Here is a 15,628-nt window from a genome sequence, read left to right as displayed (position 1 = left end):
GGCTTTTTTTATCCTCATTAACCTCACTATATTATATGGAACCTAAATGATTACGTTATACGGAACCCAGAAAAGTCGTGCGCTACGCGTATCTTGGCTTTTAGAAGAGTTAGGTATTGCATGGCAGTTTCATGCTATCGATTTTGCTAATGGCGAACATAAAGGTGACGCATTTTTAGCCCTTAACCCTAGTGGAAAAATGCCAGTACTCACAGAGGGTGATTTCGTGTTAAGCGAATCCGCGGCCATTATGCGTTATTTAGCGGAAAAGTATGGCCAAGGTAAATGGTTGCCAAAACTAGGTACTCAAGAGTCTGGTATTCACGAACGCTGGGTGAGTTTTGTGATTAGTGAGCTTGAACAACCGCTGTGGAGTATGGGTAAGCATCGTTTTGCGTTACCAAAAAAACTGCGCGTAGACGCGATGTTTGCTGTGGCCAAATGGGAGTTTGATCAAGCGGCTGCGGTTGCTGAAACTTGGATACCAGAGGCTGGGTTTGTATGTGGCAGCGAGCCTATGGTTGCCGATATTTTACTCGCACAAACCTTAGGTTGGGCTTTGGGATTCGAGCAACATCTGCCGCCAAAGTTGTCCGCCTATCGCGATCGACTAAAGCAACGTCCTGCTTTGGCCGCTGCGCTAGCCAAAACAGTAGCACTTGCCGATGTCGCTAAATAAGCGTTATCAAAAAGGAAGCCGAAGCTTCCTTTTAGTTATTGACTGTAAAATGGAGGTTTTTATAACTGAGTCGCCGCCCATTTAGCGCGGCTTTCTCGGCTTTCGCTCATGCCGTTATCAGCACGATAAGCTTTATAGGCTTCGGCATCGAGTGCGACTAAGCTTACATCCACTTCAAGTACGAGTTTACATTCTTTTTTAATACGCCAAGCTGCTGCATTGTACAGTTCAGTTAATGGCAAAGAGCTTAAAAATTCAGGATTGTATTGGGTATAGAGAGCCTGAGTTGGATAGACCACAAACGCTAAACGACGTTTAGGCTCTTTTTTAAATAGCTCTTCAATGCCATCAGAGGTATTGAGCACTTGCATTTCGATAATATCATCGATGTCTAACAACTTTTTCTGAGCGGGAATAGGCGCTTCTTTCTCACCAGACTCCCATGACATCACATCTTCATTACTGGCCTTAGTGATGCTAGCAACTTGTTCTGTTGTTAGGCTTAAAGACTGACGCAAACATTGGATTTCAATCGCATTTAAACCGGTATTTTTCGACATGATCGTTCTCATCATTAGTGTTTATTTATTTGTTTATTTAACCGTAACTTAAGGTTAACAGATTAGCTTATCGATTAAGCCACACATCTTCGGCCCAATGCCAAAATGATTCCCAGACTTTGTCGCTAAATCGGCCTTTTTTCCAAAACTTCACTTGGCCTTCTTCATCAATACAATAAAAGCTATCGCCGATTTGGCAAATGGCAATTTGTTCACGGGGCAATCCAATAGACCAAGCATAACAGGCGACTTCTGGTAGATAAGTGTGCGAGTAAGGATCCGCAGCGGTAACGGGTTCAAGCGTGCCATAAATAACATCACTGCCATACAATAAGAATTCTTTTAGATCGTTGGGCAAACCAATTAAGATCTGTTCTTCAACCTCTACAAGTTGCTCAAAGGTGGGCAATTCGAGTGGCACGGGTACAGTTTCACTTAACTCTTGTAGCAGTTCGATAATGTCATTCATAGCATTGTCCAGCAGATCGTATCGTAATGGGCGCGAGTATAGCAGATGTGATTGTAGTGGATCTTATTTGGCAAAAAAAAAGCGCTCATATGAGCGCTAAAAGGGTGGAAACTTGTCATGATTAGAAAAGGCCTAGGCGGTGTGAGTTGTTCATCATAAGGATAGTTATCAGTGTTTATGCAACTTGTTGTTGTGAACTATATAAACTTTGACGTTTATAACTTAACCACGCTTTATGATATTGCTTGTGCGAGTCTTGACGAAGCTTGGCTATCATGGCTTGTTCTATATCATTTAACCGTCTAGAGGTTGCTTTGGCTTGTGACTCTATCTGTTGAATATGCTCATAAATATGATGATCTGGACCACTTTTAATGTCGGCAATATCATTTAAATGAAACTGTACTTCAACCACCATTTGGCTTGCGGGCAATTTTACTAATACATTTAAGTCACGATAGCCTGACATTTTTGGGCGAGAAAAGCGGTTTTTTAATTGCACTATTTCGGTGTGTTGACGCAGTTGATGGTAACTTGATAATAAGCTTTTAACGTCATTGGCCACCACACTGGCTCGCGCTATATCGGTCAGCTGACTGGCGTCGCCATTGAATTTTGCTTGCACTTTTTGAGCCGCACGCTGATAACTTTTAATGGCAGGAATAATGGTTGTAGTGTTGCTTGACTGGCTAATAATGTGCAGTAGGTCAATGAGTTCTTGCTGCGCTAATGGTGCTCGTGTCATCAGAGCATGTAAGTTATCGGTATCTTGTACGACAATGTCAGCGTCGTGCTCATATAGCGCCAATAGCTGCTCAATATCATTAGTTGATTTTTGGCTGAAGTCTGAAGGCTGGGCTAACTTGTTATATTTAACCTCGTTAGGTTGAGCAATAGCACCACGGGTAGACAGTAAAATTAAGAAGATAAAAAAGGTACGAAATAACTTATTCATTGAATAGCTCCAGCGTAATGTCTGTAACTCAATGTACCGCTTTTTGGCTGAATAGGGGCTGAATGAACAAGGTTTAATAAAGAAGGGCATCAAATGATGCCCTTTTATGAGGAATTGTGACGTTAATCAGTTTTCACTGCGTCTGAATTACCAAATTTTTACACGTTTAGCAGGTTCAATATACATCTTGTCGCCTTCTTTCAGGTCATAAGTGCTGTAGAACTCAGGCATGTTCGATAGCGAACCAAGAGCACGGAAGTGGCCAGGTGAATGCGGATCAGTTGCAACGCGGTTACGCAGTGATTCTTCTTTCATCTTTACCCGCCAAATTTGGGTGAAGCCCATGAAGAAACGTTGATCGCCGGTTAAGCCATCAATGACCGGTGCTTCTTTGCCATTAAGTGACATTTTGTAAGCTTTATAGGCGATAGTGACACCTGATAAGTCCCCAATGTTTTCACCTAATGTTAGGCTACCATTGACGTTTAGGTCGTCAAATACTTGATAGCCATTATACTGAGCGATTAACGCATTACCTTTTGACTCAAATGCTGTTAAGTCAGCTTCGGTCCACCAGTCACGCATGTTACCTTCACCGTCAAATTTCGCACCTTGATCATCAAAACCATGGCCCATTTCGTGGCCGATAACCGCACCAATACCACCATAGTTTACCGCGTCATCGGCTTCAAGATTGAAGAACGGAGGCTGTAAAATTGCCGCTGGAAAAACGATTTCGTTCATGGTTGGGTTGTAGTAAGCATTAACCGTTTGTGGGGTCATGTGCCACTCGTCTTTATCGATTGGTTGACCTAGCTTGGCGATGTCTTTGTTATGCTGAACCACTGCGGCACGCTTAGCATTACCGATTAAATCGTCTGCTTGAATGGTTAATTTAGTGTAATCAGCCCATTTATTTGGATAACCAATTTTAGGATTAAATTTAGCCAGTTTTTCTTTTGCTGCCACTTTAGTGCCTGCACTCATCCAATCTAATGAATCAATGCTTGAGCTATAAGCGCCGCTTAGGTTGCTAACTAACTTTTCCATACGGGTTTTGGCTTCTGGCGCAAAATGACGTTTCACATACACTTTACCGACAACTTCGCCTAACGTGTCGCTAACGGTGCTAACGCCACGCTTCCAACGCGGTTCTTGCTCTTCTTGACCGTTTAGAGTCTTAGAGAAAAACGCAAAGTTTTCGTTATCTAATGCTTCAGATAAATTGTTGGCATTGTGAGTCAATGTCATCCAAGTCATGTAGTTTTTCCAAGTCGCAAGGTCGTTGTTTTTAAGGACCTCGTTTAAGCCTTGGATATAGCTTGGTTGGTTGATAATGATATCAGTTTGCTTGTCGCCGCCTAACGCTGCTAAATAGCCATCCCAGTTAATTTCTGAGGCCAATTCTGGTAGATTGCTAACTTGGTATAGGTTGTAGGTTTTGGTGCTGTCGCGATTTTCAACGACGTCCCAATGCTTTTCTGCAATTTGGGTTTCTAGCGCTAAAATAGCTTCAGCATTGGCTTTTGCGTCTGGCAAGCCAGCTAAGCTGTACATTTTTTCCACATGTTCAACAAAAGCTTTACGGATATTAACGAAACGCTCTGAGTCGTTAAAGTAATAATCTTTCTCAGGCAGGCTTAAGCCATACTGATAAATGTGTGTGGCATAACGGCTTGAATCTTTAGCATCGATGTCAACATAAAAGGCTAAAGGTGTACCACCACCATTAGCTTGGTTTTCACCAAAAAAAGCGGTTAATTCTTGTTTGTCTTTCAGGGCGGCGATGTGATCTAATTCAGCTTGAATTGGTGCAATACCCAATTTATTTAGGGTGTCAACGTCCATAAATGAGCGATATAAATCAGCTACTTTTTGCTCGTCAGTACCATCGGCTAAGTTAGGTGTTGCACTCAAGTCTTCGATAATTGCTTTAACGTCATCACGGGCGTTTTCGCGTAAGTCGTAAAAAGCGCCGATGCTGGTACGGTCACTTGGAATGTCAGATTTGTTCAACCACGCGCCGTTAACATACATGTAGAAATCGTCTTGAGGGCGAACAGACTTGTCGATGTTGTCAAAGTTGATGCCTGAAGTGAGGGCTTGTGCTACCGCAGTGGCAGTGGCTGTTTTAGCCACGTCTGCTGCAGGTGCAACTATTGCCTTTTCATTATTACAAGCGCTTAAGCCTGCAATTAACGAGGCACATAGACCTCCAATAACCAGTTTTCTCATGTTGTTTCCTTTGCTTTATTTAAAGAACCCTTCAATGGGGTATTGCAGACTGTGTTGCATAATTGAGTAATAACTCCTTTATCCAAAGGGAAAAGCTATTACTTTTATTGTGAATTGTATGTTAAGGCCTTAACCGTCTATAAAACAAGCCAAACAGAGTGATTTTTACAGGGTTTTTTGTGAGTATGTGTAACTGAAAATTACCGTGGAGGTGAAAAATATCGGCGATTGATTTCTATTTAAGTGCGTAAGCAGCATAATAGTGTCAATATTTTTTGATTGAGTAATCATTGTGCGTTTAGACAAATTTATCTGTGAAAGTACCGAACTGACTCGGTCGCTCGCCAAGAGAGCCCTGCATCGTGGTGACGTTACCTGCGATGGTGTGGTGGTGAAAAATTCTGGTTTTAAGGTACTTCCGCAAATGGCGGTGCATTTAGACGGTACCTTAATTAGCGTGATTGGCGAGCGTTACATCATGTTAAACAAACCAATAGACACCATTTGTTCAACCATTGATGAACAATATCCATCGGTATTGAGTTTGATTGATATTGAAAAAATGGACACGTTACACATTGCAGGTCGATTAGATGTTGATACTACCGGGTTAGTATTAATAACCAGCGATGGTCAATGGTCTCATAAAATCACTTCACCGAAGAAAGATTGTGGCAAACGCTATTTAGTGGAATTAGCCGATCCCATTGATGACAGTTTGATAAAAATATTTGCCGATGGTGTTGAGTTGCGCAATGAAGATGGACTCACTAAGCCTGCCTTGCTCGATATTATTGATCCCACCCATGTGAGATTGACGATTAGCGAAGGTAAGTACCATCAAGTTAAACGCATGTTTGCCGCCGTCGGTAATAACGTGGTTAATTTACACCGTGAAGCTGTGGGTAGTATCGATTTAAACGCTGACTTAGCGGCAGGTGAATGGCGTCATTTAACCGCAGCCGAAGTAAAATCCGTGTAGCGGTATTTTTTGAATCTATTAGTTTACATCTATAAAAATGCCGGTTGTCTTTATTGCGCCAGTTTGCTGCATTAATGCCGTATTTGCGGTTGTTGCCACAATCACACGGCCATCAGAGTCAGGGTTGCAATACTTGCCGCTATAAGCCAAAGCCCAAGAGATAATTTTTGTTGTTGAGGTTTAGCGCTTAATTGCGATGCAATACCTGGCTATCAATCTGTTACAGGCTTCATCTGTGATGACATCGATTTGACTAAGCTTTCAAGGTCTTGCTGTGAATGACTTATTCAAGCATCTCTTGTAATAATTGTTTAGCATTATGGTACTGCGCTTTACTCGTGCCTTCGGCAATATTGAGCAATGCGGCGACTTCATTATGCTGATAGCCTTCGATGGCACACAGAACAAAGACAATGCGAGTGCGTTGGGGCAACTTAGCTATGTACTTATCGAGCTGATGATAGTCATCAAAATCCACCGTAGGTGCGTCCAGTGGGTCAAGTTGTTCCATGGGTAAAAATCGTTGCCACCATGATTGTTGCACTTTTAATTCGTTAATGGCTTGGCGGACACATAAGCGATGTAACCAGGTGGTGAATCGACTGTCGCCTCTAAAGTGATCCAGTTTGAACCATAAACGAATAAAACACGCTTGCGTCATATCATCTGCCAATCTAGCTTGTCCGCTTAATCGAAAACAGATGGCATACACTCGCTGGTGATGGCGCCGAAACAGTTGTGCGAAGGCCTGTTCGCAACCGGTTTTTGCCATGGCGACTAACTGATTATCGTCAAGGGCTGCGGCGGCTAGCTGGGTTAACGGCCCTGTGATTAGCGGCTTAATGGGGAGCATCCTTATTGTCACAACACATACAATATAATTGACTAATATTTGACATTCTCAAGTAGGCAAAAGGTGTATATTGGCTTTTAAATAAGTTTATGCCAGTCGCGTTGATGTTAAACAATGAGTTAAACAATGAGTTAAACAATGAGTTAATTAATGAGGTTGTTTTTGATTAGTCTGTAGGGTTTGAACGGGTGAACCAATAACATAAAACGGCCTAGCATTGAAGTTAGGTCGTTTTATGTTTTGACTATTGTGCTATACCAAGCTGATTAAATATCTGATCAGTTCGGGGTCGCTAAGGGGTTTGATTTAAGGCGCATTGATGCCGAAATGATTATCCCATTTAAATCAATGCAACGCGGAAGTGGAACGACTGAGTGACTCTATTCTGGCGGGTATCAAAGTACGTTATGCTTCGTTAGATGCTTTCGAAATGGAATCACTATTCGCTTCAATCATCTGCCTTGCTTACAGCACTTTGAACTCCCGCTGAACGATCACATATTCAATAGGATTGGTATTGCTTAAGTGGCAACACAAAAAGTCACCACTGTCGGTTATGATAAGGTTACTGTGTTAACGCCATCAGGGGTGCCAACTAGCAATACATCGGCGCCGCGGTTAGCAAATAAGCCGTTGGTTACCACGCCTACAATCGCGTTAATTTTAGTTTCCATCACTTTAGGATCTAAAATTTTCATGTTGTACACATCTAAAATCACATTGCCGTTATCGGTCACCACGCCTTGACGGTAAACCGGATCGCCACCTAATTTGACTAATTCTCGTGCCACATAAGATCGTGCCATTGGGATCACTTCAACCGGCAATGGAAACTCACCTAAAATAGGTACTTGCTTGGTATTATCCACAATACAAATAAACCGTTTTGCTACCGCTGCGACAATCTTCTCGCGCGTTAATGCGGCTCCGCCGCCTTTAATCATGTCCATGCGGTCGTTAATTTCATCCGCGCCATCAACATAGACATCAATCAAATCAACACTGTTTAAGTCAAACACTTCAATGCCAAGTCCGATGAGTTTTTTAGTCGATGCTTCAGAGCTTGATACTGCACCTTCAATATCATCTTTCATTGTTGCCAATGCATCAATGAAGTGATTAACCGTTGAACCAGTTCCGACGCCTACGATGGTGTCTTTTTTGACATACTGTAGTGCTGCCCAACCTGCTGCTTTTTTCATTTCATCTTGTGTCATAGTCATATTCTCCATTTTAACAATTGGGTCAATTATAGCGTAAATCACTGAAGAACCGTTTGTTATGTATCATAAAATTTAGCATTTTTAAACGCTGAAAGTACTCGTATATTGATGTCACTCATAAACTTTTTTTCTAACCTCACGTCCATCACATACGCTTTAACGGTAATGGTGTGTAAAAACTGCCCAAAGCCGTGCTCGTTACCCAAATTGACGACAATAGGTTTATTTAAAAAAGTATAAGGTGAGCATTGAGTCGCTTCCCTAGCCAGAGCAATGGCTTTTTGGTGATCTGCATTTATCGGAATCGTAAAACTCACGACAACCATTTCATCTAAAGCACCGCTATTAGCGTTACATATTGCGGTTTTTAATGCCTCGGCATTGGGCACCATCACAGTATTATCGTCAAAGGTGCGCAGCCACGTTACGCTCCATTCCAGTTTAATGACTTCACCATAATGGCCAGATAATGTCACCATATCGCCAACGCGGTAAGGCGGATTGATCATAATAATAAATCCGGCAATCATATTTTTGGCCGGTTCTTGCGTCGCCAAGCCCACCACGATACTAATTGAGCCTACTACCGCGAGGATTAAGTTTTCGTGGGGGTCAATAATGCCAACGATCGAATAAATGATCACGCAAAGCCACACAAATAAACGCACAAAAGGGTATGATCGGTTCCAAATCAAACGATATTTAGGTAATGCTTTATTGAGTTGATTTAAGCAAAATTGCACTAATACCAATAGTAGCCATGCCATTAGGCAGAGCATTAAAATACTGATTATTCGGTCAAATGAAATAATCTCTAAAAATGCTTGTAGTGCTTTACGTGAATCGTCCATTGTCGCCTCGTTTAATTAAACAACTTATTGTTATTCACCAAATGGCTAGCGATGATTTCGCTTAATGTTGGGGTAATAAAGTAGAAATGCTCGGCAAAATCTTGTTGTGAATATTGGGCAACAATCAGTCCTTGGCGGGCTAAATACTCTAACTGTAAGCTGCTTTGTTCAATGGTAATGGCAAAAATATGTCCATGCTGAGCCACTCGTAACCCACCATGAATATAAATCTCTGCCAATGAAAATAAGTCATTGTCTTTGCACTGTTGTAATGCAGATGAGTTGATACGGCAAATATCAATGCCATGACTTGGACGATTGTCTGAGCTGATATCGACTTGATGCGCAAGAGAATACTGCAGTAATAATGTCGCTAATTTGGGGTGGCCTTGGCTGATAGTGCATAGCTGTTTTAGTTGGTCATTATAGGGATTAACGGCATTGGCTTGATCATTGTTGGTTTGTACCTTGCGCAGTAAGTGGCTTTTTGGGATGAAGTCGTTGCTGATTAAACCTAGATCAAGCAATTTTTTTGTTTGAATAGTGGCTAATTCGGTGGCATTAAAATAATCAAGCTGAATAACATGCTTAATAAAATGGTGAATTTGGTACTGTGCGCTTAATCGTTGCCATGCAAATTTTTCACAGCTTATTATCCAACAATGATGTTTACGTGTTTCCATTACGATAGTGGCAAAGGTGACCAGTGCTTGATAATTACCCATCACTCGTAACATCAGCTTATGCATGTCATCTATCATTATTAGCTGCGGTGGTTGCTGGTTAATAGCGGCAATCGTCTCGGTGATGGTTGTTGGTGGCGTAATACCAAAACAATAACAAACATGAGCTATGGCCTCATTTGGGCTTAATGGCGCCTGGTAAAAACTCATTAGTAGCCATTGGGCCGGTAGCGGTTTTACTGCGGGAGTCAGTGTGTTTTTTGCGTCTTGTGCGTAAATGATTTGCAATAAATGCGGCAGCTGTCCTAAAAATGAAGATCTCCCAGCACCCGCAGGCGAGACAATGGCACTGATTTCGCCATGATGATTACGCCATTGGTTCATCACATCGGTGATTTGGCTGATTTGTGTTTCTCTACCAACAAAATCGTCACTGGAATAAAGCGATGGGTATAATATCACCTGAGTAATAGGGCCTCGACAAGCTTTAAGCGGATATTGGTTTGCTATGGTCTTGAGCGAAATCCGTCCTTGCTCCGCATCATCTGTCTCAGTTTTGAGGGAGGCTTTAGAGGTTAATAAGCTATTGAGCCATGGGGTTAATCGACTAAAAAAACGCAAGTTAATATCCATTTAAACTCTCTTTTTAAACGAGCTATTTAATCTTAACATGAAGTTAACAAAAAACGGTATCTACACTAAAACTCATTTTTTTATCGAATCAGTCGAGAAAACCCCGTGATCCGAGCGAAGCGATGTCGCGGGGTCGTTCACGTACCGCGAAACGATGACAAATGCTTAACTAGTATATTGTTGATATGTCTCATCTGGCGAGTACAGTATTGCTCGATAGTGTGTATCTAGGCTTGTTTGGACAGTGCTCAGTACTCGCTATTATTTATGTTTTTTGCTGGAGCGGCAACAAATGCACTAACATTCACTAAAAACCGACTAGCATTCACTACAAACCCACTAATAGTGATTATTTATCTATTGTCGGACTAATCCTTTATCGTATACTCAAGGAACTTATTAGGTTTATTTTTCAAGTGAGAATAATGAAACTCCGTTTCTTTTTTGCCTGCGCTTTATTATGTTCAAATACCGTTATTAGCTCCTCGGTAGTTGCTGAACCCGTGTCTCAAAAACAATCATTACAAGAGTTAGCATCAAGCAGTGCGATGTTAGTCGACTTAAAAACCAATGAAGTGCTGTATTCCAGTAATCCACACCAAGCGGTCCCCATTGCTTCAGTGACTAAGCTCATGACCGCCATGGTGACCCTTGACGCCAAATTATCGTTAAATGAAAAAATATCGGTTAAAATTACTGACTCACCCGTGATGCGTAATGTCTATTCACGTGTACGATTAGGCAGTGAAGTTAGCCGTGAAACCATGTTGTTAATGACACTCATGTCTTCTGAAAATCGTGCTGCAACCTCGCTTGCTCATCATTATCCTGGAGGGTTTAAGGCATTTGTTCGGGCGATGAACGATAAAGCAATCGCATTAGGAATGACCCAAACGCATTATGTCGAACCTACCGGCTTATCACCTGAAAACGTATCGAGTGCGAATGACCTTATTTTATTACTTAAAGCCAGCCAGCAATATCCGCTTTTAGGTAAGCTCAGTTCAACCAATAAAAAACACGTTATTTTTAAACGCCCACGCTATGCACTGGATTTTCAAAATACCAATAAACTGGTCTTTAAAGATAATTGGAACATTGCGTTAACCAAAACCGGTTATACCAGCAAAGCAGGGCATTGCTTAGTGATGTTAACCGAAATGGATAAACGTAAAGTGGCGGTTGTGGTGTTAGATTCGTTTGGCAAATATACGCATATGGCCGATGCTAATCGACTTAAGAAATGGTTGGAAACGGGCAGAACGACGCCCATTCCTGCCTCGGCTAAAGCGTATAAAAAACAACGCCAAATGGCAGCCAATAATTCAGCAAGTTAACCAATTCAAGCATTCGTTCATCATTAAACCTGTAAATTGTATTTGCAGGTTTTTTTATAGAAAATTTCTTGTTATTAATCAATAAAAAGCACCTTAAAGTACCTATTAAACCATTTGGTACTCGCTGTTCATTGAGTTGATTTCGCTCTAAGCTATTAGCAATCATGGTTGTAAAGGTATCAATATGTTAAACATGGATTTTAGCCAGCGAGTTGTGATCAATAGCGCTGAACTTGAATGGCAAAACAGTCCTGCTGCAGGGGTCTTACGTAAACGCTTAGCGCGCGAAGAAGCCGAGCGCGGTCATGCCACTAGTATTGTTAAATATCAAGCCGGTGCTCAATTTAACTCACATCCTCATCCATTAGGTGAAGAGATTTTAGTGCTCGAAGGTGTATTCTCTGATGAAACCGGTGATTATCCTGCCGGCACGTATTTGCGTAATCCTGAAGGTTTTGTTCATGCGCCATTTAGCGTACAAGGCTGCACGCTATTGGTTAAGCTGCACCAGTTTCAAGAGAGTGACTCTGAGCAAGTGGCTATTAATACCAACAACGCTGATTGGTTACCGGGTCAAGGCCAATTACGGGTTATGCCGCTACATCAACATGGCACCGAATCTACGGCATTAGTGATGTGGCCAGCAGGGACTCATTTTCAACCCCATCGTCATTTTGGCGGTGAAGAGATTTACGTGATTAGCGGAGAGTTTATCGATGAGCTTGGCCGTTATCCTGCTGGTACGTGGATCCGCAGCCCGCATTTAAGTCAGCACAATCCCTATGTGGAACAAGACACGGTGATTTTAGTTAAAGTCGGCCATTTGTAATAATCGATATAAACCCATAAAACGATGGTATTTAGTCGTCAGATTCACTATAAAGACGTTATCGATTATTTTAGTAAAGAGTGAATTATGCAAGTACCTGATAAGTGGGATATGGGATCTAAAGAGTCAATACACCAGTTTATTCGTCAATATGGTTTTGCTTCAGTGGTTTCAACTGATTTAGATGGATCTCACCTCCCTCTGTTGCTTGTGTCTTCTGAAGGTGAAGATGGTACCTTGTATGGCCATTTTGCTCGTAGTAACTCCCATTGGAAAAACATAGTAAACACAAAAGTACTGTGCATTTTCAATGGTCCACATGCTTATATTTCTCCCACCTGGTATGACTCACATCCAGCCGTTCCGACTTGGAATTACAGCGTAGTTCATGCAAAAGGCATTATTGAATTAACCGATGATGCGACCACCGCACAAGTACTCGAATCTACCATTCAACAATATGAACCTGCATTGCTACAAAGTGGTGGCTTTATTCCCGATGATTACCAACAAAAATTAGCCAAGGGTATTGTTGGTTTTAAGATTGTCATCGATGAGTTACAAGGTAAGCAAAAATTAGGGCAGCACCGTAACCAAAGCGATCAACAAGGTGTGGTTAAAGGCTTATCGCTGTCAAATAGAACCGATGAAAAACAGCTATTAGATTATATGATCAGTAATAACATAGGATTAGGTAATAAATAGTGGTTCACCCGCGTAAATGCCGTTAGGATTAGCCCTATAATCCCATCAGTCCCATCAATTTAGTCTGTCATAATCCATTTCAGCATCACTCTTTAAGGATAAAAAGTGCATAGCGATGTTTCTTTAGCGCGGTTTAAGCAATTTCCACGATTAATGTGGATATTATTGTTTGGGTCATTTATTACCCGTGGCAGTTATTACATGGTGTGGCCCTTTTTGGCTGTTATCTTGTATGAAAAATTTGCCTTAACCGCCACTGAAGTAGGCTTAGTACTGTCGAGTGCAGCGATTATTTCGGTATTTACCAGTTTTATGGGGAGTGCATTGTCTGACCGGATCGGTCGCCACAAGCTCATGTATCTTACGGGTGTGCTTTATATCATCTCGTTTTCATTGCTGGCACAAGTTGATTCAGTCAAAGGCTATGTGGTGGTGATGACACTGTGTTCGATTGCCACCTCGTTATGGCGACCACTCACGTCTGCTACTATTGGTGACATCATTGATGACCCTAAAACTCGTGAACTGGCGATGCAGTCATTGTATTTCGTCGTTAACGTGGGCTGCGCTGTCGGCCCCATGTTAGGTGTTTGGCTAGGCTTAACGGGTAAACAATCGAGCTTTTATATTACTGCCGCCGCTTTTGCCGCATTGCTGGGATTGTTATTTTGGGGCTTTAGGCACCAAGCTTGTCAAACCATCCCATCGACAACAGAACAGGTGCCCGATGAGCTTATCCCTGCCATGGGTGATGCAACGTCTGCGGTTAAGCGTAAACCTGCGTTCATCAGTCGGCAGCAAATAATAACGATTTTACAGCAAGATAAATTGCTCCAATGTCTTATCGTTGCCAATATTTTGTGTATGTTCATTTATGCGCAAATGGACAGTTCGCTTATCCAATACCTCACCCGCGCCAATGCACCTAATTTACTGACATTGATTTCAGCGATGATTTTTACTAATGCATTGGTGATCATCTCAACCCAATTTTTACTATTAAGATTAATGGCCGGCTATAGTTTGGTTCATCGTATTCAGTTTGGACTGATACTATTGGTGTGCTCACAAGTTTGGTTAGCGTATAACCCTATCGATTTATTTTGGGGCTGGATTGGCGCCGTTATTGTCATGAGCCTAGCCGAAACCATTTTGTTCCCGACTATGAATGTGCACATTGACAGGCTAGCCCCTAAGCATTTGCGTGGTGCGTATTTTGGCGCGGCATCATTTTATGAAATTGGCTTTGCGTTTGCGCCATTGGGTGGCGGGATTATTTTGGATCATCTCGGTGGATATTGGTTATTTATTATCGGCGCTATATTGTCCTTGGTGGTGATGTATTTATACAGTATTTTGGATAAGCTACCCAGGCCAGATTTTGCTGCAATGAAGTTAAGTTAACGGTTAGGGTTCTCTTTTATGGCTGTTGCCTCTGTACTCTATATACGCTACATAATTATAGAAGAACTGACCCAGCCGCACATCATTTTCCTAAGCGCTATCAAAACGATAAGGTCGCCAAAGGGGTCGCTGCCGCTTTTTTTCATTAGCCGTTTTGAGCCAATATCGCAATCGTCTCGTTATTTTGTTATTCCATTAATATTTAGCTTTGCTGTGTTCAAGTGAATTAACTTTAAATCAACGGTTTGATTTGTTTTTAGGCGCTCATGCTTCTAGATTAAGGCTTATTCACTATAGTAAGTGCCGCTATTTTGTTATTGTTTTGCGGAATATGATTTGGATGAGTTAAGGGATGATATAAGGCTAAAACAGAGGTGGTTTTTGTTGCCGCCGATGCGGGTTTTAACACTGATATCGATAATATAAATTAGAGTCGACAATTGCGCTGAATACGACTACATTTGCACCTATAGTAACCGTATCACTAATCGTATTTGGTTTTTTTTATCGGTAAGGCATTATCGCTCGTTAAGCATTATGACAAGCGCCTATTTAATCGCAAAGGAATCAATTTTATGAATCGCCATGTAATACCACTTATCATTTTTAGCACGTTAATGGTGTTTTCTACAGGTCAAAGTGTTGCTAAAGACCACGAGTCACACGGTAATAGCGGCAAGCACAAATCTGAAAAACATCAAAAAAAGCATGAACATCACAATGACAGTAACTACGAGGTCTATTTTAGTAATGATCGCCAAGTCGTGATTAAAAATTACTATTATACCACCCGTGATGCTAAGCATTGTCCTCCAGGGTTAGCCAAGAAACACAATGGCTGCCAACCACCGGGTAATGTTAAGCAATGGCATAAAGGTCAACATTTGCCTGCGGATGTTGTGTACTATGATGTGCCTCCAGCACTGACTCTTCAGCTAGGGCGCACACCAGAAGGGCAGAAGATTGTCCGTGTGGGTACTGATTTGCTGTTGATTAGCATAGGTACTGGTATGGTGATCGATGCAATACAAGATCTTAACGATGTGTTGTAATCTTTTTGGCTAATATCTTGTTAGGCGAAAGCCATTACAAGGTCAATCGGGCTTAGTATAGATTCATGGCTTTAGCCAAAATGAATTGTTGCCCTTTGCCGATAACTGCTCAAGAGTTTGCTTACCGCTAACGCTATTAAAATAAAAAGCCGACTTGATGTCGGCTTTTGTGTAAACA

Annotated in this window: 15 protein-coding genes; 7 read left to right on the top strand and 8 right to left on the bottom strand. The window is 41.7% G+C overall.

Annotated features, from left to right (window positions below):
* Positions 1-46 precede the first annotated feature (46 nt).
* Positions 47-679 (top strand): glutathione S-transferase family protein, encoded by a 633-nt coding sequence (locus tag AAEZ00_RS11450; RefSeq protein WP_351075710.1) that lies wholly within the window; start codon positions 47-49, stop codon positions 677-679.
* A 59-nt stretch (positions 680-738) separates the two neighbouring features.
* Here the strand turns inward: AAEZ00_RS11450 and AAEZ00_RS11445 are convergent, their stop codons facing one another.
* The 4 genes from AAEZ00_RS11445 to AAEZ00_RS11430 all read right to left on the bottom strand — a co-directional run bounded on the left by AAEZ00_RS11445 (position 739) and on the right by AAEZ00_RS11430 (position 4,898).
* Positions 739-1,239, bottom strand: a complete 501-nt coding sequence (locus AAEZ00_RS11445) for a DUF4447 family protein (RefSeq protein ID WP_351075707.1) — start codon at positions 1,237-1,239, stop codon at positions 739-741.
* 67 nt (positions 1,240-1,306) lie between these two features.
* Positions 1,307-1,708 carry an SMI1/KNR4 family protein gene (locus AAEZ00_RS11440; protein ID WP_101032647.1) on the bottom strand — a complete coding sequence of 134 codons (402 nt, stop codon included), beginning with the start codon at positions 1,706-1,708 and terminating at the stop codon, positions 1,307-1,309.
* Positions 1,709-1,883: 175 nt separating this feature from the next.
* Positions 1,884-2,663, bottom strand: coding sequence for a RelA/SpoT-related domain-containing protein (locus AAEZ00_RS11435; RefSeq protein ID WP_351075703.1), 780 nt, complete (start codon positions 2,661-2,663; stop codon positions 1,884-1,886).
* Between the two features lie 147 nt (positions 2,664-2,810).
* Positions 2,811-4,898: a M13 family metallopeptidase gene (locus AAEZ00_RS11430; RefSeq protein WP_351075700.1), complete on the bottom strand. Its 2,088-nt coding sequence runs from the start codon at positions 4,896-4,898 to the stop codon at positions 2,811-2,813.
* Between the two features lie 292 nt (positions 4,899-5,190).
* Between AAEZ00_RS11430 and rsuA the strand changes: the two genes are divergently transcribed.
* Positions 5,191-5,880, top strand: coding sequence for a 16S rRNA pseudouridine(516) synthase RsuA (gene rsuA / locus AAEZ00_RS11425; protein WP_351075697.1), 690 nt, complete (start codon positions 5,191-5,193; stop codon positions 5,878-5,880).
* A 283-nt stretch (positions 5,881-6,163) separates the two neighbouring features.
* Here rsuA and AAEZ00_RS11420 read toward each other — a convergent pair whose 3' ends face one another.
* The 4 genes from AAEZ00_RS11420 to AAEZ00_RS11405 all read right to left on the bottom strand — a co-directional run bounded on the left by AAEZ00_RS11420 (position 6,164) and on the right by AAEZ00_RS11405 (position 10,123).
* On the bottom strand, positions 6,164-6,733 hold the full coding sequence (locus tag AAEZ00_RS11420; protein ID WP_502959324.1) for an RNA polymerase sigma factor: 570 nt from the start codon (positions 6,731-6,733) through the stop codon (positions 6,164-6,166).
* Positions 6,734-7,287: 554 nt separating this feature from the next.
* Positions 7,288-7,950, bottom strand: coding sequence for a ribose-5-phosphate isomerase RpiA (gene rpiA, locus AAEZ00_RS11415; protein ID WP_101032643.1), 663 nt, complete (start codon positions 7,948-7,950; stop codon positions 7,288-7,290).
* Positions 7,951-8,012: 62 nt separating this feature from the next.
* Positions 8,013-8,807, bottom strand: a complete 795-nt coding sequence (locus AAEZ00_RS11410; RefSeq protein ID WP_351088646.1) for a mechanosensitive ion channel family protein — start codon at positions 8,805-8,807, stop codon at positions 8,013-8,015.
* A gap of 11 nt (positions 8,808-8,818) precedes the next feature.
* Complete coding sequence (locus AAEZ00_RS11405) at positions 8,819-10,123, bottom strand: ATP-binding protein (protein ID WP_351075690.1); 1,305 nt, start codon at positions 10,121-10,123, stop codon at positions 8,819-8,821.
* A gap of 425 nt (positions 10,124-10,548) precedes the next feature.
* On the opposite strand from AAEZ00_RS11405, the gene pbpG reads away from it, so the two are divergent.
* From pbpG to AAEZ00_RS11380, 5 genes are all read left to right on the top strand, one after another.
* Positions 10,549-11,460 carry a D-alanyl-D-alanine endopeptidase gene (gene pbpG / locus AAEZ00_RS11400; RefSeq protein ID WP_101032642.1) on the top strand — a complete coding sequence of 304 codons (912 nt, stop codon included), beginning with the start codon at positions 10,549-10,551 and terminating at the stop codon, positions 11,458-11,460.
* Positions 11,461-11,644: 184 nt separating this feature from the next.
* Positions 11,645-12,289 carry a cupin domain-containing protein gene (locus AAEZ00_RS11395; protein ID WP_101032641.1) on the top strand — a complete coding sequence of 215 codons (645 nt, stop codon included), beginning with the start codon at positions 11,645-11,647 and terminating at the stop codon, positions 12,287-12,289.
* An 87-nt stretch (positions 12,290-12,376) separates the two neighbouring features.
* Entirely contained in the window at positions 12,377-12,994 is a 618-nt protein-coding gene (locus tag AAEZ00_RS11390; RefSeq protein ID WP_351075685.1) for an FMN-binding negative transcriptional regulator, read from the top strand.
* 105 nt (positions 12,995-13,099) lie between these two features.
* On the top strand, positions 13,100-14,398 hold the full coding sequence (locus tag AAEZ00_RS11385; RefSeq protein WP_351075682.1) for an MFS transporter: 1,299 nt from the start codon (positions 13,100-13,102) through the stop codon (positions 14,396-14,398).
* Between the two features lie 575 nt (positions 14,399-14,973).
* Positions 14,974-15,450 carry a hypothetical protein gene (locus AAEZ00_RS11380; RefSeq protein WP_124013665.1) on the top strand — a complete coding sequence of 159 codons (477 nt, stop codon included), beginning with the start codon at positions 14,974-14,976 and terminating at the stop codon, positions 15,448-15,450.
* Positions 15,451-15,628 lie beyond the last annotated feature (178 nt).

Source organism: Shewanella sp. S1-49-MNA-CIBAN-0167 (genome assembly GCF_040310145.1).
GTDB lineage: Bacteria > Pseudomonadota > Gammaproteobacteria > Enterobacterales > Shewanellaceae > Shewanella > Shewanella psychromarinicola.
This window is presented reverse-complemented; position numbering and strand designations above follow the sequence as displayed.

What these genes read in the sequence shown, in the direction of transcription:
- AAEZ00_RS11405 (WP_351075690.1), bottom strand. Translation starts at nt 10,123, where the DNA reads ATGGATATTAACTTGCGTTTTTTTAGTCGATTAACCCCATGGCTCAAT.
- AAEZ00_RS11435 (WP_351075703.1), bottom strand. Translation starts at nt 2,663, where the DNA reads ATGAATAAGTTATTTCGTACCTTTTTTATCTTCTTAATTTTACTGTCT.
- pbpG (WP_101032642.1), top strand. Translation starts at nt 10,549, where the DNA reads ATGAAACTCCGTTTCTTTTTTGCCTGCGCTTTATTATGTTCAAATACC.
- AAEZ00_RS11420 (WP_502959324.1), bottom strand. Translation starts at nt 6,733, where the DNA reads ATGCTCCCCATTAAGCCGCTAATCACAGGGCCGTTAACCCAGCTAGCC.
- rpiA (WP_101032643.1), bottom strand. Translation starts at nt 7,950, where the DNA reads ATGACACAAGATGAAATGAAAAAAGCAGCAGGTTGGGCAGCACTACAG.
- AAEZ00_RS11445 (WP_351075707.1), bottom strand. Translation starts at nt 1,239, where the DNA reads ATGTCGAAAAATACCGGTTTAAATGCGATTGAAATCCAATGTTTGCGT.
- AAEZ00_RS11440 (WP_101032647.1), bottom strand. Translation starts at nt 1,708, where the DNA reads ATGAATGACATTATCGAACTGCTACAAGAGTTAAGTGAAACTGTACCC.
- AAEZ00_RS11410 (WP_351088646.1), bottom strand. Translation starts at nt 8,807, where the DNA reads ATGGACGATTCACGTAAAGCACTACAAGCATTTTTAGAGATTATTTCA.
- AAEZ00_RS11390 (WP_351075685.1), top strand. Translation starts at nt 12,377, where the DNA reads ATGCAAGTACCTGATAAGTGGGATATGGGATCTAAAGAGTCAATACAC.
- AAEZ00_RS11380 (WP_124013665.1), top strand. Translation starts at nt 14,974, where the DNA reads ATGAATCGCCATGTAATACCACTTATCATTTTTAGCACGTTAATGGTG.
- AAEZ00_RS11450 (WP_351075710.1), top strand. Translation starts at nt 47, where the DNA reads ATGATTACGTTATACGGAACCCAGAAAAGTCGTGCGCTACGCGTATCT.
- AAEZ00_RS11430 (WP_351075700.1), bottom strand. Translation starts at nt 4,898, where the DNA reads ATGAGAAAACTGGTTATTGGAGGTCTATGTGCCTCGTTAATTGCAGGC.
- AAEZ00_RS11395 (WP_101032641.1), top strand. Translation starts at nt 11,645, where the DNA reads ATGTTAAACATGGATTTTAGCCAGCGAGTTGTGATCAATAGCGCTGAA.